Raw genomic sequence first — 24,178 nt, forward strand, 5'->3', positions numbered from 1 at the left:
GTGCTGGCCGGTAAAGGTCACGAGGACTATCAGGAAATCAACGGCCAACGCCATGCCTTCTCTGACCTGGTCGAGGCCGATCACGCGCTGACGGCCTGGGAGNTGGCCCATGCTTAAAGCCTTGAAACTGAGCGAACTGGCCGGCGCACTGAATGCACGATTGATCGCGGCCGATGCCACGTTCGATGGCGTCAGCATCGACAGCCGCGCGATCAAACCGGGCCAACTGTTTATTGCTCTGACCGGTCCGCGCTTCGACGGTCATGACTATTTGAACGACGTCGCCAGCAAAGGCGCGGTTGCCGCTCTGGTCGAGCGCGAAGTCGCCGACAGCGCGCTGCCGCAATTGCTGGTCAAGGACACCCGCCAGGCGTTGGGCCAGTTGGGCGCGATGAACCGTGCCGCGTTTACCCACCCGGTCGCGGCGATCACCGGCTCCAGCGGCAAAACCACGGTCAAGGAACTGCTCGCTGGCGTCCTGCGCACGCGCGGGCCGGTCCTCGCTACCCGTGGCAACCTGAACAATGATTTCGGCGCTCCGCTGACCTTGCTCGAACTGGCCCCGGAACACACGGCGGCGGTGATCGAGCTGGGCGCTTCGCGTATCGGCGAAATTGCCTACACCGTGGCGCTGACCAAGCCGCATGTGGCCGTGCTCAACAACGCCGGGACCGCCCACGTCGGCGAGTTCGGCGGGCCGGACAAAATCGTTGAAGCCAAGGGCGAGATCATTGAAGGGCTGGAGGCCGATGGCGTCGCCGTTCTCAATCTTGACGACAAGGCGTTCGGCATCTGGAAGGCTCGTGCGGGCGGTCGCAAAGTGCTGACTTTCGCCCTGAACAACCCAAGCGCCGACTTCTACGCCAGCGACCTGGATCGCGATGCGCGCGGTTGCCCGGCTTTCAATCTGCACAGTCCTGAAGGTGTGGAGCGCGTTCAACTGAACCTGCTCGGCACCCATAACGTCGCCAATGCCTTGGCCGCCGCCGCTGCCGCCCATGCCCTGGGTGTGTCGCTGTTCGGCATCGCCACCGGCCTCGGTGCCGTGCAACCGGTAAAGGGTCGCACTGTCGCGCAACTGGCCACAAATGGCATGCGCGTGATCGATGACACTTACAACGCGAACCCCACCTCCATGTGCGCCGCCGTTGATATACTCGCCGGCTTTTCCGGCCGCACTGTTCTGGTGCTCGGGGATATCGGCGAATTGGGCGATTGGGCGGAGCAGGGGCACCGCGATGTGGGCGAATACGCCCGCGGCAAGGTTTCCGCGCTCTACGCCGTCGGGCCACTGATGGCTCACGCCGTGAACGCTTTCGGTCCACAGGCCTTTCACTTCAGCACTCAGGCTGAACTGATCAAGGCCCTGGGCGCCGAGCAAGACACCAACACCACCATTTTGATCAAGGGCTCGCGCAGCGCNGNGATGGAAAACGTCGTCGCGGCCTTGTGTGGCTCAAGTACGGAGAAACATTAATGCTGCTGCTGCTGGCTGAGTATCTGCAACAGTTCCACAAAGGCTTCGCGGTCTTTCAGTACCTGACCCTGCGCGGGATTCTGGGTGTGCTGACCGCGCTGTCTCTGTCGCTGTTCNTGGGCCCGTGGATGATCCGCACCCTGCAGAACCTGCAAATCGGTCAATCCGTTCGCAACGACGGTCCACAATCGCACTTGTCCAAGTCGGGCACCCCGACCATGGGCGGCGCACTGATCCTGTCGTCCATCGGCGTCAGCACCTTGCTCTGGGCTGACCTGAGCAACCGTTACGTCTGGACCGTGTTGCTGGTGACCTTGCTGTTCGGCGCTATCGGCTGGGTCGACGACTATCGCAAAGTGATCGAGAAAAACTCCAAGGGGCTGCCGAGCCGCTGGAAGTATTTCTGGCAGTCGGTGCTCGGCCTNGCGGCGGCGATCTTCCTTTATATGACCGCTGCGACGCCGGTGGAAACCACCCTGATCCTGCCGATGCTCAAGGACTACAGCATTCCGCTGGGCATAGGCTTCGTCGTTCTGACCTATTTCGTGATCGTCGGCTCGAGCAACGCGGTCAACCTGACTGACGGCCTCGATGGCCTGGCGATCATGCCGACGGTGATGGTGGGCGGCGCGCTCGGCATCTTCTGCTACCTGTCGGGTAACGTGAAGTTCGCTGAATACCTGCTGATCCCTTATGTGCCGGGCGCGGGTGAGTTGATCGTGTTCTGCGGCGCGCTGATCGGTGCCGGCCTGGGCTTCCTGTGGTTCAACACTTATCCCGCACAAGTCTTCATGGGCGACGTCGGCGCACTGGCGCTGGGCGCGGCCCTAGGCACCATCGCCGTGATCGTTCGCCAGGAAATCGTGCTGTTCATCATGGGCGGTGTGTTCGTGATGGAAACCCTGTCGGTGGTCATCCAGGTGGCCTCCTTCAAATTGACCGGGCGCCGCGTGTTCCGTATGGCGCCGATTCACCACCACTTTGAACTCAAGGGCTGGCCCGAGCCGCGTGTGATTGTCCGTTTCTGGATCATCACCGTGATTCTGGTACTGGTCGGCCTTGCCACCCTGAAACTGAGGTAGAAACGAGTGTCCCTGATCGCTTCAGACCACTTCCGCATCGTTGTCGGCCTCGGCAAGAGCGGCATGTCCCTGGTTCGCTTCCTCGCGAACCGGGGCACGTCGTTTGCCGTGGCCGACACGCGGGAAAATCCACCGGAGCTGGTCACGCTGCGCCGTGACTACCCGCACGTGGAAGTGCGTTGTGGCGAGTTGGATGTCGAGTTTCTGTGCCGCGCCGATGAGCTCTACGTGAGCCCCGGCCTGGCTCTTTCGACACCGGCCCTGCAAGCTGCTGCCGCCCGCGGCGTGAAATTGTCCGGTGACATCGAGCTGTTCGCGCGTAACGCGAAGGCGCCGATTGTCGCCATCAGCGGTTCCAACGCAAAAAGCACCGTGACGACCCTGGTCGGCGAGATGGCGGTTGCGGCCGGCAAGCGCGTGGCTGTGGGCGGCAACCTCGGCACGCCGGCGCTGGACCTGCTCAGCGACGACGTCGAGCTGTACGTGATGGAGCTGTCGAGCTTCCAGCTGGAAACCACGCACGACCTGGGTGCCGAAGTGGCCACCGTGCTGAACGTCAGCGAAGACCACATGGACCGTTACAGCGGCCTGCCGGCGTATCACCTGGCCAAGCACCGGATCTTCCGCGGTGCCCGGCAAGTGGTGGTCAACCGCCAGGATGCCCTGAGCCGTCCGCTGATGGGCGAGGGCCTGCCATGCTGGACCTTCGGCCTGGGTAAACCTGATTTCAAAGCTTTCGGCATTCGCGAAGAGAACGGCGAAAAGTACCTGGCCTTCGAATTCCAGAACCTGATGCCGGTGCGCGAACTGAAAATCCGTGGCGCACATAACCAGTCCAACGCCCTCGCGGCCTTGGCGCTGGGCCACGCCGTCGGCCTGCCGTTCGACGCCATGCTCTCGAGCCTGCGTACCTTCGCTGGCCTCGAGCATCGCTGCCAATGGGTCCGCGATCTCAATGGCGTCAGCTATTACAACGATTCCAAGGCCACCAACGTCGGTGCTGCCCTGGCGGCCATCGAAGGCCTCGGTGCTGACATCGAAGGCAAGCTGGTGCTGATCGCCGGTGGCGATGGCAAGGGTGCCGACTTCAAGGACCTTAAAGGGCCGGTGGCTGCGCATTGCCGCGCCGTGATCCTGATGGGCCGCGACTCCGACAAGATCGGTGAGGCCATCGGCGATGCCGTGCCACTGATCCGCGCCGCTTCCCTGATCGAAGCCGTCGAACAATGCCGCGCCGCTGCGCAACCGGGCGACGTCGTGCTGTTGTCGCCTGCCTGCGCCAGTTTCGACATGTTCAAGAATTACGAAGACCGTGGTCATCAGTTCGTCCGCGCCGTGGAGGAACTGGCATGAGCCTGCTCAATATCATCAAGCCCTATCCGTCACCGATCATCACCGGGCGTGGTATCGACCTCGACTTCCCGATGCTTGCCGGTTGCCTCGCGTTGCTGGGCCTCGGGCTGGTCATGATCGCCTCGGCGTCGACCGAAGTGGCGGCCGTGCAGTCGGGCAGTGCCCTGTACTACATGATTCGCCACCTGATCTACATCGTGCTGGGCCTGGGTGCCTGCGTCGTCACCATGATGATTCCGATCGCCACCTGGCAACGACTGGGTTGGCTGATGCTGATCGGTGCGTTTGGTTTGCTGGTCATGGTGATCCTCCCCGGCATCGGCCGCGAGGTGAACGGTTCGATGCGCTGGATCGGCTTCGGTGCGTTCAACGTGCAGCCGTCTGAAATCGCCAAGGTTTTCGTGGTGATTTACCTCGCCGGCTACCTCGTCCGTCGCCAGAAAGAAGTGCGCGAAAGTTGGATGGGCTTCTTCAAGCCATTCATCGTGTTGCTGCCAATGGCCGGCCTGTTGCTGATGGAGCCCGACTTCGGCGCCACCGTGGTCATGATGGGCGCGGCGGCGGCGATGCTGTTCCTCGGCGGGGTCGGACTGTTCCGTTTCTCCTTGATGGTGGTCCTGGCGGTCGGGGCGGTGGTGCTGTTGATTCAAGTGCAACCGTATCGAATGGCGCGCCTGACCAACTTTGCCGACCCATGGGCTGACCAGTTCGGTGCCGGCTACCAGTTGTCGCAGGCGTTGATCGCGTTCGGTCGCGGCGAGTGGCTGGGCGTGGGCCTGGGCAACAGCGTGCAGAAGCAGTTCTACCTGCCGGAAGCGCACACCGACTTCGTGTTCTCGGTACTCGCCGAAGAGCTNGGCGNNGTGGGTTCCTTGTGCACGGTGGCGTTGTTCGTCTTTGTTTGCGTGCGTGGCATGTACATCGGCTATTGGGCCGAGAAGGCCAAGCAATTCTTCGCCGCCTACATNGCCTACGGTTTGTCGTTCCTGTGGATCGGCCAGTTCCTGATCAACATCGGTGTGAACGTCGGCCTGCTGCCGACCAAGGGCCTGACCTTGCCGTTCCTCAGTTATGGCGGCAGTTCGTTGGTGATTTGCTGCGCGTGTCTCGGGTTATTGCTGCGCATCGAGTGGGAGAGTCGAACCCACCTGGGCAGCGAAGAGATGGAATTCAGCGAGAGCGACTTCGCCGAGGAGCCGACCCATGGGCGCTAACGTCTTGATCATGGCGGGCGGTACCGGTGGACACGTGTTCCCGGCGCTGGCGTGCGCGCGCGAATTCCAGGCCCGCGGTTACACCGTGCACTGGCTCGGAACACCGCGTGGGATTGAGAACGAACTGGTGCCGATGGCCGGCATCGAGCTGCATCGGATCAACGTCACCGGCCTGCGTGGCAAGGGCAAACTGTCCCTGCTCAAGGCGCCGTTCGTGTTGCTCAAGGCCGTCTGGCAGGCGCGGGCGATCATTCGTCAGCTGCGGCCGGTGTGCGTGGTCGGCTTCGGTGGTTATGTGACCGGCCCCGGCGGCGTTGCAGCCAAACTGGCCGGCGTGCCGGTGATTGTTCACGAACAGAACGCCGTCGCCGGTACCGCGAACCGTTTGCTGGTGCCGTTGGCCGCNCGAGTCTGTGAAGCGTTCCCCGACACCTTTACCCTGTCGGACAGCCGTCGGACCACCGGTAACCCGGTGCGCACCGAGCTGTTCCTCGAAACACAGCGCCCCGCCCTGGCGGGTCGCAAGGCGCGTTTGCTGATTCTGGGCGGAAGCCTGGGCGCAGAGCCGTTGAACAAGTTGCTGCCTGAAGCCCTGTCGCAAGTCGCCCCCGACCTGCGCCCGGAAGTGTTTCATCAGGCCGGCAAAAACCACGATGAAGTGACTGCAGAGCGCTATCGCGCGGCGGGTGTGGAGGCTGATGTACAGCCCTTCATCAAAGACATGGCCCACGCCTATGGCTGGGCCGACCTGGTGGTCTGTCGCGCAGGCGCGTTGACCGTCAGTGAACTGGCTGCGGCCGGTCTGCCGTCCTTGCTGGTGCCTTTGCCCCACGCCATCGACGATCACCAGACCCGCAACGCCGAATATTTGGCCGGGGAGGGCGCTGCCTTCCTGCTGCCGCAAAGAACGACTGGCGCNGCGGATCTTGCCGCACGCCTGACAGAGGTCCTGATGCAACCACAACGACTCAACGACATGGCCACTGCGGCACGCCGCCTGGCCAAACCCGATGCNACCCGCACCGTGGTCGATATCTGCCTGGAGGTGGCCCATGGTTGAGAATCAGAAAGCCATGCCGCAACCCGAGATGCGCCGCATCCGTCGCATTCACTTCGTTGGCATCGGCGGCGTGGGCATGTGCGGGATTGCCGAAGTGCTGCTGAACCTGGGCTATGAAGTGTCCGGTTCCGACCTGAAAGCTTCGCCAGTGACCGAGCGTCTCGAGTCTTTTGGCGCGCACATCTTTATCGGTCACCGTGCTGAAAACGCCGCCGAGGCTGACGTGCTGGTGGTATCCAGCGCCGTGAACACGTCCAACCCGGAAGTGGCCACTGCCCTTGAACGTCGTATTCCGGTCGTGCCGCGTGCCGAGATGCTCGCCGAGCTGATGCGCTATCGCCACGGCATCGCCGTCGCCGGTACCCACGGCAAAACCACCACCACCAGCCTGATCGCTTCGGTGTTCGCGGCCGGTGGCCTGGACCCGACGTTCGTGATCGGTGGCCGTCTGAATGCAGCGGGTACCAATGCCCAGCTCGGCACCAGCCGTTACCTGATCGCCGAAGCCGATGAAAGCGACGCAAGCTTCCTGCACCTGCAACCGCTGGTCGCTGTCGTCACCAACATCGACGAAGACCACATGGCGACCTACGACGGTGACTTCAACAAGTTGAAGAAAACCTTCGTCGAGTTCCTGCACAACCTGCCGTTCTACGGTTTGGCCGTGGTGTGCCTGGACGATCCGGTGGTTCGNGAAATCCTGCCGCTGGTGAAACGCCCGACGGTCACGTATGGCTTCGGCGATGACTGCGACGTGCGCGCCATCAATGTGCGCCAGCAAGGCATGCAAACCTTCTTTACCGTATTGCGCCCGGATCGCGAGCCGCTGGATGTGTCGGTGAACATGCCGGGCAACCACAATGTGCTCAACTCCCTGGCGACCATTTGCATCGCGTCCGATGAGGGCGTCAGCGATGAAGCCATCGTCGAAGGCCTGTCGCGCTTTGCCGGTGTCGGCCGTCGCTTCCAGGTCTACGGCCAACTGCCGGTAGACGGCGGCGACGTGATGCTGGTGGACGACTACGGTCACCACCCGACTGAAGTCGCAGCGGTCATCAAAGCCGTACGCGGTGGCTGGCCGGAGCGCCGCCTGGTGATGGTTTACCAGCCGCACCGCTACAGCCGCACCCGCGATCTGTACGACGACTTCGTCAATGTATTGGCCGATGCCAACGTGCTGCTGCTGATGGAAGTTTACCCGGCCGGTGAAGAGCCGATTCCGGGCGCCGACAGCCGCAAGCTGTGCAACAGCATCCGCCAGCGTGGCCAGTTGGACCCGATCTACATCGAGCGCGGTGTGGACCTGGCGCCAATCGTCAAGCCGCTGCTGCGTGCCGGCGACATCCTGCTGTGCCAGGGCGCCGGTGATATCGGTGGTCTCGCCCCGAAACTGTTGGCCAGTCCGCTATTCGCGGGTGCTGTTGCCGCGCCGACTGCGGGGAAGTTGAAATGACTGCTGCCTACGCCAACCTCGTCTCCACGGTCGCGCCGAAAGACTTCGGCCGCGTCGCCGTGCTGTTCGGCGGCAAGAGTGCCGAGCGTGAAGTGTCCCTGAAGTCCGGTAACGCTGTCCTCGACGCGCTGCTGAGCGCTGGTGTGGACGCGTTCGGCCTCGATGTGGGCGATGACCTTCTGCAGCGTTTGCTGAACGAAAAGATCGACCGCGCCTTTGTCATCCTGCACGGCCGTGGCGGTGAAGACGGCAGCATGCAAGGCCTGCTCGAGTGCGCCGGCATCCCTTACACCGGCAGCGGCATCCTTGCTTCGGCACTGGCCATGGACAAGCTGCGGACCAAACAGGTCTGGCACAGCCTCGGCATCCCGACGCCACGTCACGCGGTACTGAGCTCTGAGGCCGATTGTATTTCGGCAGCGACGGAACTGGGCTTCCCTTTGATCGTCAAACCGGCCCATGAAGGTTCAAGTATCGGGATGGCCAAAGTGACGTCCGCCGCCGAATTGATCGACGCATGGAAAGCGGCAAGTACCTACGATTCGCAAGTGTTGGTGGAACAGTGGATCCAGGGTCCCGAGTACACCATCGCCACCCTGCGTGGCCAGGTATTGCCGCCTATCGCATTGGGCACGCCCCACACCTTTTATGACTACGACGCCAAATACCTGGCCTCCGATACTCAGTACCGGATCCCATGTGGCCTCGACGCAATCAAGGAACAGGAATTGATGGACCTCACGGCGAAAGCCTGTGAGGCGCTGGGTATCGCCGGTTGGGCGCGGGCAGACGTGATGCAGGATGACCAAGGGAATTTCTGGTTCCTTGAAGTCAACACTGCTCCCGGCATGACCGATCACAGCCTGGTACCGATGGCGGCCCGTGCTGCCGGTCTGGATTTCCAGCAACTGGTTCTGGCAATTCTGGCCGCAAGTACTGCCAGCAACCAAGAGCCGCGAGGTTAAGACCATGCAAGGCGCACNGCTTCGTCATCAGCCCCCACAAGCTCCCGGCCGCAAGCCGGTGCCGCGGGGTGCCAGCCGGATGGTGGCTAAAGAACCGATGTCGGCGCGCCTGCCGAAAGCCAACTTTGGTTTTATCAAANGCCTGTTCTGGCCGGTGCTGCTGGTGGCGTTGGGCTTCGGCACTTACGAAGGCGCACAGCGTCTGTTGCCGTATGCCGACCGGCCGATCACCAAGATCAGCGTGCAGGGCGACTTGAGCTACATCAGCCAGCAAGCGGTACAGCAGCGCATCGGCCCGTACNTGGCGGCGAGCTTCTTCACCATCGATCTTGCGAGCATGCGCACCGAGCTTGAAACGATGCCATGGATTGCCCACGCCGAAGTGCGTCGGGTGTGGCCGGATCAAGTCGTGATCCGCCTGGAAGAACAACTGCCGGTGGCCCGTTGGGGCGATGGCGCGCTGTTGAACAACCAGGGTCAGGCGTTTACCCCGCGTGAACTGGCCAACTACGAGCACCTGCCGCAGTTGTTCGGGCCGCAGCGGGCGCAACAGCAAGTGATGCAGCANTACCAGGTGCTGAGCCAGATGCTCAGGCCATTGGGCTTCTCGATTGCACGCCTGGAGTTGCGTGAACGAGGCAGCTGGTTCCTGACCACCGGCGCCGGCAGCGCGGGCCCGGGGATCGAACTGCTGCTGGGACGCGGCAAGCTGGTGGAAAAGATGCGCCGCTTCATTGCCATCTACGACAAGACGCTTAAAGAACAGATTACGAACATTGCGAGCGTCGACCTGCGTTACGCCAACGGCCTGGCCGTCGGCTGGCGTGAACCGGCTGCGCCGACGACAGCCAAACCCGCTGTCGCGAAGAATTAAGAAGAGGCAGGACCCATGGCAAACGTGCAAAGCGGCAAAATGATCGTCGGTCTCGATATCGGCACCTCCAAAGTGGTGGCGCTGGTGGGCGAGGTCGGGGAAGACGGCGTTATCGAAATCGTCGGTATTGGCACGCATCCGTCCCGGGGCCTGAAGAAGGGCGTGGTGGTGAACATCGAGTCCACCGTGCAATCGATCCAGCGCGCCATCGAAGAAGCGCAGCTGATGGCCGGTTGCCGGATTCACTCGGCGTTCGTCGGCGTGGCCGGCAACCACATCCGCAGCCTGAACTCCCACGGCATCGTGGCGATTCGCGACCGCGAAGTCAGCGCGGCCGACCTTGAGCGCGTCCTCGACGCCGCCCAGGCCGTGGCGATCCCGGCTGACCAGCGCGTGCTGCACACCTTGCCGCAGGATTACGTGATCGATAACCAGGAAGGCGTTCGTGAGCCGCTGGGCATGTCGGGCGTNCGTCTGGAAGCCAAGGTTCACGTGGTGACTTGCGCCGTCAACGCCGCACAGAACATTGAAAAATGCGTGCGCCGCTGCGGCCTGGAAATCGACGACATCATTCTCGAGCAGCTGGCTTCGGCCTATTCGGTACTGACCGACGACGAAAAAGAACTGGGCGTGTGCCTGGTGGACATCGGCGGCGGCACCACCGACATCGCGATTTTCACCGAGGGTGCGATCCGTCACACCGCCGTGATCCCGATTGCCGGTGACCAAGTCACCAACGACATCGCGATGGCGTTGCGCACGCCGACCCAGTACGCCGAAGAAATCAAGATCCGTTACGCCTGCGCCCTGGCCAAACTGGCAGGTGCCGGTGAAACCATCAAGGTGCCAAGCGTGGGCGACCGTCCTCCGCGCGAGCTGTCGCGCCAGGCCCTGGCCGAAGTGGTCGAGCCGCGTTATGACGAGCTGTTCACCCTTATCCAGGCTGAACTGCGCCGCAGCGGCTACGAAGATTTGATCCCGGCCGGCATCGTGCTGACCGGTGGCACCTCGAAGATGGAAGGCGCGGTCGAACTGGCCGAGGAAATCTTCCACATGCCGGTCCGTCTGGGCGTGCCCCATGGCGTCAAAGGCCTGGGCGACGTGGTGCGCAACCCGATTTATTCCACCGGTGTGGGCTTGCTGTTGTACGGCCTGCAGAAGCAGTCCGACGGGATTTCGTTCTCGGGCATCAGCAGCCGTGACAGCTACAGCAATGAAGAACCGAAAGCCGCCTTGCTCGATCGCATCAAGAGCTGGGTACAAGGCAACTTCTAAAGATTTACCGCAGCACCGTACACGCTTCAAGCTTGCAGCTAATAGCTTGCAACTTGGAGCTGATGTAAAGCAGTAGGCGAAAAAACTAGAGAAAACGAAAGGAGAGGGAACATGTTCGAACTCGTAGACAACATCCCCGCAAGCCCGGTTATCAAAGTAATCGGTGTCGGCGGTGGCGGCGGCAACGCTGTCAACCATATGGTCAAGAGCAACATTGAAGGCGTTGAATTCATCTGCGCCAACACTGATGCCCAGGCGCTGAAAAGCATCGGCGCGCGGACCATCCTGCAATTGGGCACAGCCGTGACCAAAGGCCTTGGCGCCGGCGCCAACCCTGAAGTAGGTCGTCAGGCCGCTCTCGAAGACCGCGAGCGTATTGCTGAAGTGCTGCAAGGCACCAACATGGTGTTCATCACCACCGGCATGGGCGGCGGTACCGGTACCGGTGCAGCGCCGATCATTGCCGAAGTGGCCAAGGAAATGGGCATTCTGACGGTTGCTGTCGTGACCCGTCCGTTCCCGTTCGAAGGTCGCAAGCGCATGCAGATTGCCGACGAAGGCATCCGTCTGCTGTCTGAAAGCGTCGACTCGTTGATCACCATTCCCAACGAGAAGCTGCTGACCATCCTGGGCAAGGACGCAAGCCTGCTGTCCGCGTTCGCCAAGGCTGACGATGTGCTGGCCGGTGCCGTTCGCGGTATCTCCGACATCATCAAGCGCCCGGGCATGATCAACGTCGACTTCGCCGACGTACGTACCGTCATGAGCGAAATGGGCATGGCGATGATGGGCACTGGCTGCGCCAGCGGTCCGAACCGTGCACGTGAAGCCACTGAAGCGGCCATCCGCAACCCGTTGCTGGAAGACGTGAACCTGCAAGGCGCACGCGGCATCCTGGTGAATATCACCGCCGGTCCTGACCTGTCCCTGGGTGAGTACTCCGACGTGGGTAGCATCATCGAAGCCTTCGCTTCCGAGCACGCGATGGTCAAAGTCGGTACCGTTATCGATCCGGACATGCGTGATGAACTGCATGTAACCGTGGTTGCTACCGGTCTGGGCGCGAAAATCGAGAAGCCTGTGAAGGTCATCGACAACACCGTTCACACCTCCATGGCCTCCCAGCCGCAACAATCGGCGCCCGCTCGTCAGGAACAACCGGCGGTAAACTACCGTGACCTGGACCGTCCGACCGTGATGCGCAACCAGGCTCAGGCCGGTGCTGCGGCNNCCCNNANCCTGAATCCGCAGGATGATCTGGATTACCTGGACATCCCGGCATTCTTGCGTCGTCAGGCCGATTAATGGAATGTATCAGGGCTATGAAGGTGATTGGTGTTCAGCAAAGGTCTGGTCTGCTATTATCGCCAGCCTTTGTTGATACCAGTTCGCAATTTGCGCTGAAGCGGTCCAAGCCATGATTAAACAACGCACCCTGAAGAATATTATTCGTGCCACAGGTGTAGGTCTGCACTCCGGGGAGAAGGTATACCTGACCCTCAAGCCTGCACCTGTCGACACCGGCATCGTGTTTGTGCGTGCCGACCTGGACCCTGTGGTGCAGATTCCTGCTCGCGCGGAAAACGTTGGCGAAACCACTATGTCGACCACATTGGTCAACGGTGACGTCAAAGTGGACACGGTGGAGCACTTGCTCTCGGCCATGGCTGGCCTGGGCATCGATAACGCCTACGTCGAGCTCTCCGCGTCCGAAGTCCCCATCATGGATGGCAGCGCTGGTCCCTTCGTATTCTTGATTCAATCTGCCGGCCTGGAAGAACAGGACGCAGCCAAGAAGTTCATACGCATTCTGCGGGAAGTGACAGTAGAAGACGGCGACAAGCGCGCCACCTTCGTCCCGTTCGAAGGCTTTAAAGTGAGCTTTGAGATCGATTTCGATCACCCGGTATTCCGTGACCGCACCCAAAGTGCAAGCGTGGATTTTTCCAGCACTTCGTTCGTAAAAGAAGTCAGCCGCGCCCGTACCTTTGGTTTCATGAGTGACATCGAGTACCTGCGCAAGCACAACCTCGCACTCGGCGGCAGCGTTGAAAACGCCATTGTGGTCGACGCGGATGGTGTACTGAACGAAGACGGCCTTCGCTATGAAGACGAATTCGTGAAGCACAAGATCCTCGATGCAATCGGTGACCTCTACCTGCTGGGCAATAGCCTGATAGGCGAGTTCAAAGGCTTCAAGTCGGGCCACGCCCTGAACAACCAGCTGCTGCGCAAGTTGATTGCACAGACAGATGCTTGGGAAGTCGTGACCTTCGAAGATGCCAGCACCGCACCGATCTCTTACATGCGTCCCGTTGCGGCGGTGTAAGTAACAACCCTCTCTAGTTTTTAAAGGCTGCCTTCGGGTGGCCTTTTTTTATGCCTGCGGGAAAGAGGTGGTGTTTGTTCCGGCCCCATCGCGGGCTTGCCTGCGANCGGGCTTGCCTGCGATGGGGCCAGAACAAACACCCTGGATTTTACTGCGTGGCGACCACCCGATTCCGCCCCTTTTCCTTCGCCTGATACAACGCCTTGTCCGCTGCAAACAGCAAACTCTCCAAGCTGATATCGTTCGAAGTCGTCCAGGTGCTGATCCCGATACTGACAGTCATCGGCAACTCGGCGCCCTGAATCATCGGCAACTGCTCAACCGCCTTGCGGATGTGTTCGGCAATCTGCCGCGCACCCGCGCTATCGGTTTCCGCCAGGATCACTGAAAACTCTTCGCCGCCGTAACGGGCTGCCAGGTCCGCCGGTCGTCGGATGTGGGCGCTGATGACGTTGGCCAACGAGCGCAGCGCTTCGTCGCCAGCCTGATGGCCATGAAGGTCGTTGAACGCTTTGAAATGGTCGGCGTCAATCATCAGCAGCGACAAAGGCATGCCGGAACGTTGTGCGCGAAACCATTCATGGCGCAGGGCCTGATCCAGCGTTCGGCGGTTGGCCAGCCCCGTCAACGCATCGGTGGCGGCCAATTGCGCCAGTTCGTGTTCGGCGTTGTGGCGCCGACGCAACTCCCGGCGGAGCAACCACGTCAGCCACAGCAGGCTCACGCACAAGGCACCGGTTGCAGAGCTGACCACCACCGCCGTGCGTTTCCACGACGCAAACACTTCGTCGCTGGAGAGGGCAACGATGACGATCAACGGCAAGTTGCCCACCTTGGAGAACGTGTACAGGCGTTTGTCCTGGTAGCGGCTTGAAACACTGGTGAAGCTGCCGTTGCCTTCTTTGACGATGCGCTGGAAGTTGGGTCGGCTGCTGAAGTCCTTGCCAATCAGCTCTTCGGCCAGTCGCGGTTCCTGGGCCAACAGGATGCCGTCCGAGCTGATCAGGTTGACCGAGCTGTCCTTGCCGATACTCAAGCTGTTGAACAACTGATCGAAGTAACTCAAGCGCATGGCAGCTTCGGCCACGCCGAGGAATTCGCCCTGCGAGCCGCTGACCCGGCGACTGAAGCTGATTCGCCATTCGTGTTCAGCCTGCCTTGAGCGGAAGGGACGGCTGATGAACATGCCCGGGTCGCGATTGTTGACGTGGGACTGAAAATACTCTCGATCGGCAAAATTGCCCTTTCTGGGCTCCACCGACGCTGAGTCGGCGATCACGTCGCCCTTGTTGTCGAGCAACAGAATGTCGCCCTTGTACGGCGCAGCGGTGGCGCGGTCGAACAAGGCCAGATGGCGGATGGCGGCGGAGACTTGCTTGAGGTCTTCTCGCTGCGAGGCCGCGATCAGGCCGAGCAAGGACAGGTCATAGAGTTCGACATTGCGCAGTACGTCGGCGTCGATCAATTGCACGATGTTGGACGCTGAGCGTGTGGCAGACAATTCTGCATTGGCACGCTCACGCACCAACAGGAATGCGACGATGCTCAGGATAGCGATCACCAGCAGCAAACTGCCGAGAACCAGAAGCTGGTCCGACCGGGTCGAACGGATCGGATCGTGAGGTTGTGTACGGCTCACACTCATGGTTCTGGCTTCTGCTGATAAGCGTTATGAAAGTAGTGCTGCAAGCATCGGGCAGAACCCCGGGAGCCATTTGCGTTCAGGGCGCCTGTATAAGTCCCTGATAAACAAAAGGCCAGTAAAACGTGCTGGCCTTTTGTTTATTCAAGCTTAGAAGACATTGAACGGGTAGTCGACGATCACCCGGTATTCATCGGTGTCTTGATCCAGCGCGCCATAGCCATTGCCGCCACGGTTGGTGGCCCATTGCAGGCGCACCGCCAGATCCTTGGCCTTGCCGCTCTGGACCACGTACTTGAGATCGATGTCTCGTTCCCAGTGCCTGGCGTTTTTGCCGTCGGCGCTGTACCACGAGGCGTAGCCGCGGCTCTCTGGATCGACTTTGGTCAGGTCCAGTTCTCCTCGAGAGTACGACAGCGCCGAGGTCAGCCCGGGCATGCCGAGGCCGGCGAAGTCGTAGGCATACTTGAGTTTCCACGAGCGCTCGTTGGGGCCGTTGAAGTCCGAGTATTGCTGGGAGTTGTCCAGGTAAATGCTGTCGCCCTGGCTGATGTAGTCGAACGGCGTGTTGCCGTTGACCCGCTGGTAGGCAGCGGTGACGCTGTGGTTACCCACGCCGACGGTGAAATGCAGGCTGTAGGNGTTGTTGTCGATGTTACCCAGCAGCGCATCGCCGGTGTCTTGCGTGTGATAGAAGTGCAGGCCCGGGTTGAGGCTGACCAGGTCGTTCAGCGCGTAGGTGTAATCCAGGTCGTAGTAGTACTGGTTCCAGATGTCCTTGAGTTCGGACGCGTACAGGCTGCTGGTCAACCCCGGCAGACCGCTCCACGCTATGCCGGCCCAGTTCAGGTGCTGGCTGTCGGCANNGTCCGGCAGCGTGCCGTAGCTGGTGCCGATGCGACGGTGGCCGCTCTGGTTGTAGAGCTTGGTGAAACTGGCCTGGCCGCCTTCGAGCATCCAGCCGTCGAAGCTGTGGTTGGTCAGGCTTACGCCACGGAAGTCCTGCGGCAACATGCGGGTCATGCCGCCGGCGATGACCGGGTTGTTGAGGAACAGGTCGCCGGCCTTCAACTCGGTATCAAAAGCACGCATTTTCAGCGTGCCCCCCGCCGTCGAGAACGATCCCGGCGATTTGCCGTTGCCATCGCTGATTGGCAGGATGCTAGAACCATCCGTGCCGCCACCGCCGTCGAGCTTGAGCCCGAGCATGGCGTGGGCATCAACGCCGAATCCGACGGTGCCCTGGGTAAAACCCGATTCAAAGATGCCGAGGAAACCCTGGCCCCATTCGATGTTGTCGTCCGCCTGCTGCAGGCGGTTACGGTTCATGTAGTAGTTTCGGGCATTGAGGTTGAGGCTCGAACCTTCAGCAAAACCTTCCTGACTGGATTCGTCGGCGGCGTGTGCGGCGGGGGTCATCGTTGCAGCGATTGCAATGAACAGCGGGGTGAAGCGGAGAGGGAAACGCACTTGCAGTAAAGCTCCTTGGGTCAACTGAACACTTCATATGCTTGAAGTGCAAAATGTTTCTTGTTAGTGAAGACGAACCGGATGGCGTTTAAACCACAACGAAAAAAAGCCGCTGATAGCAGCGGCTTTGAAGACAACTTTTCAAAGGGAAGAGCCGATGAAAAGTGTCGAGGGAAAAGGAGCGGTGACGCGGGATCAGCTGTCTTTCTCAACCCGTTGCTGGGTCGTAGAGGTTGACGCTTGAGGGGTTTGTGCAGCGTCCTGGGCCTTGGCGGTCATTTCGCTCTGATGCTCTTCATACGCCGCGGCGCGCGCGGCATTTTGCGCGACGAACGTCTGCGACTCTTCAGCCATGGCGAATGGTGACAGGAACAAAGAGGACAAAACGAAAGCGCTGGCAATACCCATAGTGTTGGACATCTTTAAAACCTTCTTGCTTGGCAAGTGCTGTTTGGTGCGGGCAAAGGTAAGGGGGATTGGACAGGGGAAAAAGAGCGGATTCATGAAAGGACTGTTGCGTAGGAGGTAAGAGTCGAGTTTTTCGTTGGTGCAAAGAAACACCCCTCACCCCAGCCCTCTCCCCATGGGGGAGAGGGGGAAAGGGAGCCGNTCGNNGTTCGAAGCGCGCCGCGGTCAGTCCCCTCTACCCTTGGGGAGAGGGTTAGGGTGAGGGGGGATTCCGAGCCGGGCAAAGTCAGACCGGTAAATGGATTCCAAACGTATTCATGCCGTGGTCACTGCGCACAAACACATCCCCGCCATGCATCAACGCAATTGCCTTGACGATGGCCAGCCCCAACCCGTGATTGGCCCCGCTGTTGCTGCGCGACGCGTCCACCCGATAGAAGCGTTCGAACAGCCGTGGCAAATGCTCGCTGGCAATCGGCGATCCCGGGTTGGCCACGCCGATGCTGACCTGATGCTCCTCAACCTCGATGCGCACTTGAATCACCTGGCCGGGTTCGGTGTGTTGCACCGCGTTACTCAGCAAATTGATCAACGCCCGGCGCAGATGAGCAATCTCGATCCGTACCTGCGCATCACCACTGACCTGCACCTGAACCTGCGCATCCTCAAGAATGAAATCCAGGTACTCCAGCGTCGTCGCCACTTCATCGGCCAGCGAGGTGGAGGTCAGTTTGGTCGCCTTGCTGCCCTGATCCGCGCTGGCAAGAAACAGCATGTCATTGATGATCGAGCGCAGGCGTTCCAGCTCTTCGAGGTTCGATTGCAACACCTCGAAGTAATGCTCGGCGGAACGGCCGCGCGTCAGCGCTACTTGGGTCTGGCCGATCAGGTTGGTCAGCGGCGAGCGCAGTTCGTGGGCGACGTCGGCGTTGAATGACTCAAGACGCGAATAGGCCTGCTCGACCCGCTCCAGCGTGGAGTTGAACGAATTGACGAACTGATTGAGCTCCGGCGGCAACGACGATAAGCGCAAGCGCCCGGATCGCAACGGCGGCGCCAGGCGCTGGGCTTCCTGCGACAACTTGATCAAAGGTTTGAGGCCAATCCGCGCCACCCAATACCCCAGCGCGGAGGCCAGCAACACGCCAATAATTGCCAGGCTGATCAGCGCGATCAGCAAATGATGCTGGGTCTGTAAAAACGTCTCGGTGTCGATGCCGATCATGAAGCGCAGCGGCGGACGCTGATCCTTGGCCGGGAACTGGCTCACCAGCACTTTCAGCGGATAAGGCTGGTCTGGCAACGTCATGTCGCGCATCCCCAGCGGCCCTTCGGCAAAGGCGCGGATCTGCGGCGTCAGGTTGCCGTATTCGTAGTGAGGGTCGCCGCTGATAATCCAGAAACTGATGCGCTTGTCTTCTTCGCCGAGCAACTTGAGCTTGTTGTTGATCTTCACCCAATGCTCCGGCGTACCGTAACGCCCGACGGTGGATTCGAGCACGCTGTAACGCGCGTCCAGCTCCGCCTCAGGCAGCAAACCCAGGCCTTTGTCGACCTGCTGGTACAAGGCCCAGCCGATCAACAGAAACACCAGCAACGCCACCAGCGTGAACATTCCGCTCAGGCGCAGGGCAATCGAATTACTGGACACCGCGGCTCTCCAGCACATAACCCATGCCCCGGATCGTGTGCAGCAGCTTCTGCTCGAACGGCCCGTCGAGCTTGGCGCGCAGGCGCTTGATTGCCACTTCGACCACATTGGCGTCGCTGTCGAAATTGATGTCCCAGACCATCTCCGCAATGGCGGTCTTGGATAGGATCTCACCCTGGCGCCGGGCCAAGACGCTGAGCAGTGAGAACTCCTTGGCGGTCAGGTCCAGGCGCAGGCCGTTGCGACTGGCCTTGCGGCTGATCAAATCGATCCACAGGTCGGCGACGCTCACTTGCACCGGTTCATGACCGCCGCTGCGACGNGTCAGCGCTTGCAGGCGCGCCACCAGTTCGAGGAAGGAAAACGGTTTGCCAAGGTAATCGTCGGCACCGTCGCGCAGGCCTTTGATGCGGTCTTCTACGCGCTCGCGGGCGGTGAGCATGATCACCGGCGTTTGCTTGCGCGCACGCAGTGCTCGCAATACGCCGAAGCCATCGAGGCCCGGCAGCATGACGTCGAGGACGATCACCGCGTAGTCGCTTTCCAGCGCCAGGTGCAGGCCTTCGACGCCGTCCCGCGCCAGGTCCACGGTGTAACCNTGCTCCGTCAGGCCGCGGTGCAGATAGTCCGCGGTTTTTTCTTCGTCTTCGATAATCAGAACGCGCATGACCCCGCCTCAGTCTGTGGTTGCCAGCGCCGGCATCGGTGCGGGTTTGGGCTTATGGAATAGCCGCTCAAGCCACAAGTATATGACCGGTGTGGTGAACAGGGTCAGCGCCTGGCTCACCAGCAAGCCGCCAACCACTGCGATACCCAGTGGCTGACGCAGTTCCGCACCAGGCCCGGAACCGAGCATCAACGGCACCGCGCCGAGCAAGGCGGCGAGGGTGGTCATGATGATCGGTCGGAACCGGGTGACGCACGCTTCGTAAATCGCCTCCTCAGGCGCCAGCCCGCGTACGCGCTGGGCTTCCAGGGCAAAGTCGATCATCAGGATGCCGTTTTTCTTCACAATCCCGATCAGCAACACCAGGCCGATCAAGGCCATGATCGAAAAGTCCTGGCCCAGCAGCCACAGCATGATCAGTGCACCCAGGCCCGCCGATGGCAAGGTCGAGATGATGGTCAGCGGATGCACGAAGCTCTCGTAGAGCACGCCGAGAATGATGTACACCGCCACCAGCGCGGCGAGGATCAGCCACGGCTGGCTGGCCAGCGAACTCTGGAACGCCTGGGCCGCACCCTGGAACGTGCCGATCATGGTGGCCGGCATGCCGATTTCATTCTTGGCCTGGTTGAGCATGATCACCGCATCACCCAACGCCACGCCGGGGGCGAGGTTGAANGACAAGTTGGCGGCCGGGAACATGCCGTCGTGGGCAATAGACAACGGGCCAACCGTCGGCGCATCGAATTTCGCCAGGGCCGACAGCGGCACCATTTCCCCGCTCAGCGGTGAGCGCAGGTAGAAGTAGTTCAGGCTTTCGGCCTTGCCGCGTTGCTTGGTGTCCAGTTCCAGGATCACGTTGTACTGGTTGATCTGGGTTTGGAACTCATTGATCTGCCGCTGCCCGAACGCGTCGTACAGCGCTTCATCGACATCGCTGGCAGTCAGGCCGAAACGCGCGGCGGCGCTGCGGTCGATGCTGATGTGGGTGATGCTGCCGCCCAGTTGCAGGTCGTTGGACAGGTCGCGGAAGGCCGGGTTGGCGCGCAGTTTTTCGGTCAGGCGTTGGGTCCAGGTGTTCAGCGTCGGGCCGTCGTTGCTCTTGAGCACATACTGATACTGGGCGCGGCTGGGGCCGGAGCTGAGGTTGATGTCCTGGCCGGCGCGAAGGTAAAGCACGATACCCGGCACCTTCGCCAGTTTTGGGCGGATGCGGTCGATGAACTGGCTGGCGGATACATCGCGATCACTGCGCTNTTTCAAGGCGATCCAGAAGCGGCCGTTGGCGATGGTCTGGTTACTGCCCGAGACGCCGACCGAGTGGGAAAACGCCGCAACTGCTGGGTCTGCGGCGACGATTTCGGCCATCGCCAGGTGTTTTTTCACCATGTCGCCGTAGGAAATATCGGCGGCGGCTTCGGTGGTGCCGAGGACAAAACCGGTGTCCTGTACCGGGAAGAACCCTTTGGGGATAAAGATGTAACCGGCAATCGCCAGGCCCAGCGACAGGCAGAACACACCGATCATCAATTTCTGATGGGCGAGGGCGCGGCGCAGCAGTTTTTCATAGCCTGCCAGCAAGCGTTCGCCGAACGTGGCTTTGCTGTGGGCGTGATGCACCGGGGCGCGCATGAACAGCGCGGCCAGGGTCGGCGCCAACGTCAGCGACACCACCACCGAAATCATGATGGTCGATGTGGCGGTCAGGGCGAATTCCTTGAACAGCCTTCCGACCACGCCGCCCATGAACAGCAGCGGAATAAACGCCGCCACCAGCGAGAAGCTGATGGACACCACGGTAAAGCCAATCTCGCCGGAACCCTTGATCGCGGCTTCGCGCTTGTCGAGCCCTGCTTCCAGGTGGCGGTGAATGTTCTCCACCACCACGATGGCATCGTCCACCACAAAGCCCACGGCGATCACGATCGCCACCAGCGTCAGGTTGTTCAGGCTGAAGCCCATCAGGTACATCAAGGCGAAACTGGCGATCAGCGACACACCCAGCACGCTGGACACAATCATCGTCGCGGATAACTGGCGCAGGAACAGTGCCATCACGGCCACCACCAGCAAGATGGCGATCAGCAAGGTGACTTCCACTTCATGCAGGGAGGCGCGGATGGTCTTGGTGCGGTCGGTCAACACGCTGACCTGCACCGAGGCCGGCAGCATGGCTTCGAGGCCGGGCAGGGCAGCCTGGATGCGATCCACGGTCTCGACGATGTTGGCGCCCGGTTGCCGGGAAATCACCAGGTTCACCCCCGGCTTGTCACCGGCCCAGGCTTGCACGTAGGCGTCTTCCGAACCGTTGACGACTTTGGCGACATCCTTGAGGTGAACCGGGGCTCCGTCCTTGTAGGAAACGATGAGTTGGCTGTATTCCTCGGGATGGAACAACTGGTCGTTGGTCGACAGCGTCGAGATGCTCGACTCGCCATACAACGCACCTTTGGCGAGGTTGAGGCTGGTGTTCTGAATCGCCAGGCGAATGTCCGCCAGGGTCAGGCCGATGGCCGCGAGTTTGTCGGCAGACGCCTGAACGCGGATCGCCGGACGTTGCTGACCGGTGATGTTGATTTGGCCTACACCGTCGATCTGACTGATCTGGCGGGAGAGCAGGGTTTCCACCAGGTCGCTGAGTTCAGTGCCGGGCATTTGTGTCGAGTTGACGCTGAGGATCAGTACCGGGCTGTCAGCCGGGTTGACCTTGCGCCACGTCGGCAGGGTCGGCATGTCTTTCGGCAGTTTGCCGGACGCGGTGTTGATCGCCGCCTGCACTTCCTGGGCAGCGGTGTCGATGCTCTTGTTCAGGGTGAATTGCAGGGTCAGGAGGCTTGAGCCCAAGGCACTGCTGGAGGTCATTTGGGTCATGCCGGGGATGGCGCTGAATTGCACCTCCAGCGGCGTAGCAACCGACGACGCCATGGTTTCGGGGCTGGCGCCGGGCAGTTGTGCGGCGACCTGAATGGTCGGGAATTCGGCTTCCGGCAGCGGCGCGATCGGCAGGCGCGGGAAGGCGATGACGCCGAGCAACACCAGGGCAAAGGTCAGCAGGATGGTCGCCACCGGATGATCGATGCACCAGGCCGAGACAGAACCGTGGCCCTTCATGGCTTCGACTCCGATTGCACCACTTGCGGCGGCTCGGTCATGACCTGCACGGTCGAGCCGGGTTTGAGCCGCGACTGGCCGTCGCTGACCAGCACGTCACCCGGTTTCACGCCTTTGATGATGTCCTGGCCGCTGCCTTGGTAGACCATTTGTACGGTGACGGTTTCGACCTTGTCGCCGTTGACCCGGTACACGAAATGTTGATCGAGGCCGCGCTGTACGACAGTGGGCGGGACCACCAGCGCATCTTTCTCCAAGGCTGTCTGAATTTTTACCGTCACCAGCAGGCCCGGCCAGAGTTTCTGCCCGGGGTTGTTGAATTCGGCCTTGGCGCGGATGGTNCCGGTGGTGGAACTGATCTGGTTGTCGATCAGGCTCAAGTGGCCTTCGCCCAGCAGGTTGCCAGTTTCACCGTCGGTGTCGGCGCCGATATAGGCCTTCACTTGTGCGCGCTCGGGGTCGCCGATCAGGCCTTGCAGGGTGGGCAGCATTTGTTGCGGCAGGGAGAACTCCACGGCGATCGGGTCGATTTGCGTCACGGAGAACAGGCCCTGGGTGTCACTCATGCGCAGGAAGTTGCCCTCATCTACCGTGCGAATACCGACGCGGCCAGTGACCGGCGAGCGAATCTGGGTGTAGGAAAGCTGCACCTGAGCGGCGTCGATTGACGCTTGATTGCCTTGGGCGGTGGCTTTGAGTTGGTTGACTAGGGCTTGTTGTTGGTCGTAGGTCTGTTTGGACACGCCGTCGTCGATGCTCAGTTCTTTGTAGCGTTTGAGGTTGACCAATGCCACTTGCAGCTGCGCCTGGCTTTCCCCCAGTTGCGCCTTGGCCTGGTCGAGGCTGGCGCGGATCGAGCGGTCATCGATGGTCGCCAGCAAGTCACCGTTGTTCACCAATTGGCCCTCTTTGACCAGCAGCTTGGTGAGGATGCCGTCGATTTGCGGGCGGATCACCACGCTGTGCAACGACAGCACCGAGCCGATGCCGCTGACGTAGCGGGGGACGTCTTTTTCGGTGACGCTGACGACCCGGACCGGGATCGCTGTGGGCGCGGCTAGTTTGGCGGTGGCGGGTTTGGTGAGGTACCAGGTGCCCAGCGCTGCCAAGGCGATCAACAGACCTGCGATGAAGGCGGTTTTTTTCTGAATTCGCATGCGAGTGGGGCGCCGGGCTAGGTGGTCGGGAGTCGGGTCAGGTTTATACCTCCTTTATAAACCTGTTCGCTGGTCAGGAAGGTGACTGCTAACTGACGGCGCTGTCAGTTTGGGCTTGGCGGCCTGGTAGCCGACCAAGCTCTTGTTGAGGGCGTACATATCCATTTCTGCGGTAACGGCCGCTTATGGTTTCGCTCTTACAGCGAGTCCCTTTTGGCAAACGCCCCAAAAGGAACCAAAAGGTCTCGCCCCGGCGTCCGGCCCCTCGCCTGGGCTCGGCGTTCCTTCGCTCCGGCATTCATCTGGGGGCATCGCCTCCGGTCGGCTTCGCTTCGACCTCCTCTCGATGTGTGCGGCTTCGCCGCACGGCGCTACGCGCCCCCCCCCAGATGAACGCCTCCACTCGGCCTCCCGAAGGGGCGGGTGGATCAAGATCAAAAGCTGCAGGCGAGCTAACGCTCGGCCTAATGAGTGGTGAGAAGCCTCGGGCGTACACCGTCCATTGTAGGAGTGAGCCTGCTCGCGATGGCGGCCTGACAGCCGACCAATTTCTTGCAGGTGTTCACCGAACCCTGTGGGAGCTGGCCTGCCAGCGATGGCGGCCTGAGAACCGACCAATTTCTTGCAGATGTACACCGTCTCATTGTAGGAGCGAGCCTGCTCGCGAGGCATTCTCATGGTCAACCGATCTCTTTCAACCGTGCATCGTTCCACTGTAGGAGCGAGGCTTGCCAGCGAAGGCGACCTGCCAGCCGACCAAAAAGCGAAGCGTGTACGCCGATCGATTTGTAGGAGCGAGCCTGATCGCGATGGCGGCCTGACAGCCGACCGATGACTTGCAGATGTACCCGAACCCTGTGGGAGCTGGCTTGCCAGCGATGGCGGCCTGACAGCCGACCAATCACTTGCAGATGTACATCATTCCCTGTGGGATCTGGCTTGCCTGCGAAGGCGGCCTGACAGCCGACCTGCAATTTGCAGGTGTACGCC

20 protein-coding genes are annotated in these 24,178 nt (G+C 61.0%); 12 read left to right on the forward strand and 8 right to left on the reverse strand.

Features of this window, described 5'->3' with window-relative positions:
* From B7L09_RS32905 to lpxC, 12 genes are all read left to right on the forward strand, one after another.
* On the forward strand, nucleotides 1–117 hold a 117-nt coding region (locus tag B7L09_RS32905), incomplete at its 5' end, for a hypothetical protein (protein WP_438269342.1).
* Nucleotides 110–1,477, forward strand: a complete 1,368-nt coding sequence (locus B7L09_RS22705) for a UDP-N-acetylmuramoyl-tripeptide--D-alanyl-D-alanine ligase (protein WP_094470734.1) — start codon at nucleotides 110–112, stop codon at nucleotides 1,475–1,477. The genes B7L09_RS32905 and B7L09_RS22705, both read left to right, overlap by 8 nt.
* Complete coding sequence (gene mraY / locus B7L09_RS22710; RefSeq protein WP_094470735.1) at nucleotides 1,477–2,559, forward strand: phospho-N-acetylmuramoyl-pentapeptide-transferase; 1,083 nt, start codon at nucleotides 1,477–1,479, stop codon at nucleotides 2,557–2,559. The genes B7L09_RS22705 and mraY overlap by 1 nt, the downstream gene beginning before the upstream one ends.
* Nucleotides 2,560–2,565: 6 nt before the next feature.
* Complete coding sequence (gene murD / locus B7L09_RS22715) at nucleotides 2,566–3,912, forward strand: UDP-N-acetylmuramoyl-L-alanine--D-glutamate ligase (protein WP_094470736.1); 1,347 nt, start codon at nucleotides 2,566–2,568, stop codon at nucleotides 3,910–3,912.
* Nucleotides 3,909–5,126, forward strand: a complete 1,218-nt coding sequence (gene ftsW, locus B7L09_RS22720; RefSeq protein WP_094470737.1) for a putative lipid II flippase FtsW — start codon at nucleotides 3,909–3,911, stop codon at nucleotides 5,124–5,126. Before murD ends, ftsW begins: the two co-directional genes overlap by 4 nt.
* Nucleotides 5,116–6,186 carry an undecaprenyldiphospho-muramoylpentapeptide beta-N-acetylglucosaminyltransferase gene (gene murG, locus B7L09_RS22725; protein ID WP_094470738.1) on the forward strand — a complete coding sequence of 357 codons (1,071 nt, stop codon included), beginning with the start codon at nucleotides 5,116–5,118 and terminating at the stop codon, nucleotides 6,184–6,186. The genes ftsW and murG overlap by 11 nt, the downstream gene beginning before the upstream one ends.
* Entirely contained in the window at nucleotides 6,179–7,639 is a 1,461-nt protein-coding gene (murC, locus tag B7L09_RS22730) for a UDP-N-acetylmuramate--L-alanine ligase (protein WP_094470739.1), read from the forward strand. Before murG ends, murC begins: the two co-directional genes overlap by 8 nt.
* On the forward strand, nucleotides 7,636–8,604 hold the full coding sequence (locus B7L09_RS22735) for a D-alanine--D-alanine ligase (RefSeq protein ID WP_094470740.1): 969 nt from the start codon (nucleotides 7,636–7,638) through the stop codon (nucleotides 8,602–8,604). The genes murC and B7L09_RS22735 overlap by 4 nt, the downstream gene beginning before the upstream one ends.
* 4 nt (nucleotides 8,605–8,608) lie before the next feature.
* Nucleotides 8,609–9,478, forward strand: a complete 870-nt coding sequence (locus B7L09_RS22740; RefSeq protein ID WP_094470741.1) for a cell division protein FtsQ/DivIB — start codon at nucleotides 8,609–8,611, stop codon at nucleotides 9,476–9,478.
* A gap of 15 nt (nucleotides 9,479–9,493) precedes the next feature.
* Nucleotides 9,494–10,753, forward strand: coding sequence for a cell division protein FtsA (gene ftsA / locus B7L09_RS22745; RefSeq protein WP_094470742.1), 1,260 nt, complete (start codon nucleotides 9,494–9,496; stop codon nucleotides 10,751–10,753).
* A 111-nt stretch (nucleotides 10,754–10,864) separates the two neighbouring features.
* On the forward strand, nucleotides 10,865–12,058 hold the full coding sequence (gene ftsZ, locus B7L09_RS22750; RefSeq protein WP_094470743.1) for a cell division protein FtsZ: 1,194 nt from the start codon (nucleotides 10,865–10,867) through the stop codon (nucleotides 12,056–12,058).
* 112 nt (nucleotides 12,059–12,170) lie between these two features.
* Nucleotides 12,171–13,082 carry a UDP-3-O-acyl-N-acetylglucosamine deacetylase gene (gene lpxC, locus B7L09_RS22755; protein WP_003216227.1) on the forward strand — a complete coding sequence of 304 codons (912 nt, stop codon included), beginning with the start codon at nucleotides 12,171–12,173 and terminating at the stop codon, nucleotides 13,080–13,082.
* 148 nt (nucleotides 13,083–13,230) lie between these two features.
* Here the strand turns inward: lpxC and B7L09_RS22760 are convergent, their stop codons facing one another.
* From B7L09_RS22760 to B7L09_RS32175, 8 genes are all read right to left on the reverse strand, one after another.
* Nucleotides 13,231–14,727: a sensor domain-containing diguanylate cyclase gene (locus B7L09_RS22760; protein ID WP_094470744.1), complete on the reverse strand. Its 1,497-nt coding sequence runs from the start codon at nucleotides 14,725–14,727 to the stop codon at nucleotides 13,231–13,233.
* 147 nt (nucleotides 14,728–14,874) lie between these two features.
* The gene (locus tag B7L09_RS22765) at nucleotides 14,875–16,194 is read right to left on the reverse strand and encodes an OprD family porin (RefSeq protein ID WP_094470745.1); all 1,320 of its coding nucleotides are present in this window, start codon (nucleotides 16,192–16,194) and stop codon (nucleotides 14,875–14,877) included.
* Nucleotides 16,195–16,389: 195 nt separating this feature from the next.
* Nucleotides 16,390–16,614, reverse strand: a complete 225-nt coding sequence (locus B7L09_RS22770) for a hypothetical protein (RefSeq protein ID WP_094470750.1) — start codon at nucleotides 16,612–16,614, stop codon at nucleotides 16,390–16,392.
* 274 nt (nucleotides 16,615–16,888) lie between these two features.
* Nucleotides 16,889–18,253 (reverse strand): heavy metal sensor histidine kinase, encoded by a 1,365-nt coding sequence (locus B7L09_RS22775; protein WP_094470746.1) that lies wholly within the window; start codon nucleotides 18,251–18,253, stop codon nucleotides 16,889–16,891.
* Nucleotides 18,243–18,920: a heavy metal response regulator transcription factor gene (locus B7L09_RS22780; RefSeq protein WP_094470747.1), complete on the reverse strand. Its 678-nt coding sequence runs from the start codon at nucleotides 18,918–18,920 to the stop codon at nucleotides 18,243–18,245. The genes B7L09_RS22775 and B7L09_RS22780 overlap by 11 nt, the downstream gene beginning before the upstream one ends.
* A 9-nt stretch (nucleotides 18,921–18,929) precedes the next feature.
* Nucleotides 18,930–22,031 carry a multidrug efflux RND transporter permease subunit gene (locus B7L09_RS22785; RefSeq protein ID WP_094470748.1) on the reverse strand — a complete coding sequence of 1,034 codons (3,102 nt, stop codon included), beginning with the start codon at nucleotides 22,029–22,031 and terminating at the stop codon, nucleotides 18,930–18,932.
* A complete protein-coding gene (locus B7L09_RS22790) occupies nucleotides 22,028–23,188 on the reverse strand; it encodes an efflux RND transporter periplasmic adaptor subunit (RefSeq protein WP_094470749.1) in 1,161 nt (386 codons plus the stop codon). Before B7L09_RS22790 ends, B7L09_RS22785 begins: the two co-directional genes overlap by 4 nt.
* A gap of 680 nt (nucleotides 23,189–23,868) precedes the next feature.
* On the reverse strand, nucleotides 23,869–24,178 hold a 310-nt coding region (locus B7L09_RS32175; protein WP_217902016.1), incomplete at its 5' end, for a hypothetical protein.

The organism is Pseudomonas mandelii, assembly GCF_002251635.1.
Taxonomy (GTDB): Bacteria; Pseudomonadota; Gammaproteobacteria; order Pseudomonadales; family Pseudomonadaceae; genus Aquipseudomonas; species Aquipseudomonas mandelii_B.

Bases quoted from the DNA above. Each gene is read 5' to 3' on its own strand.
- B7L09_RS22735 (WP_094470740.1), top strand. From the start codon at position 7,636: ATGACTGCTGCCTACGCCAACCTCGTCTCCACGGTCGCGCCGAAAGAC.
- lpxC (WP_003216227.1), top strand. From the start codon at position 12,171: ATGATTAAACAACGCACCCTGAAGAATATTATTCGTGCCACAGGTGTA.
- B7L09_RS22770 (WP_094470750.1), bottom strand. From the start codon at position 16,614: ATGTCCAACACTATGGGTATTGCCAGCGCTTTCGTTTTGTCCTCTTTG.
- B7L09_RS22760 (WP_094470744.1), bottom strand. From the start codon at position 14,727: ATGAGTGTGAGCCGTACACAACCTCACGATCCGATCCGTTCGACCCGG.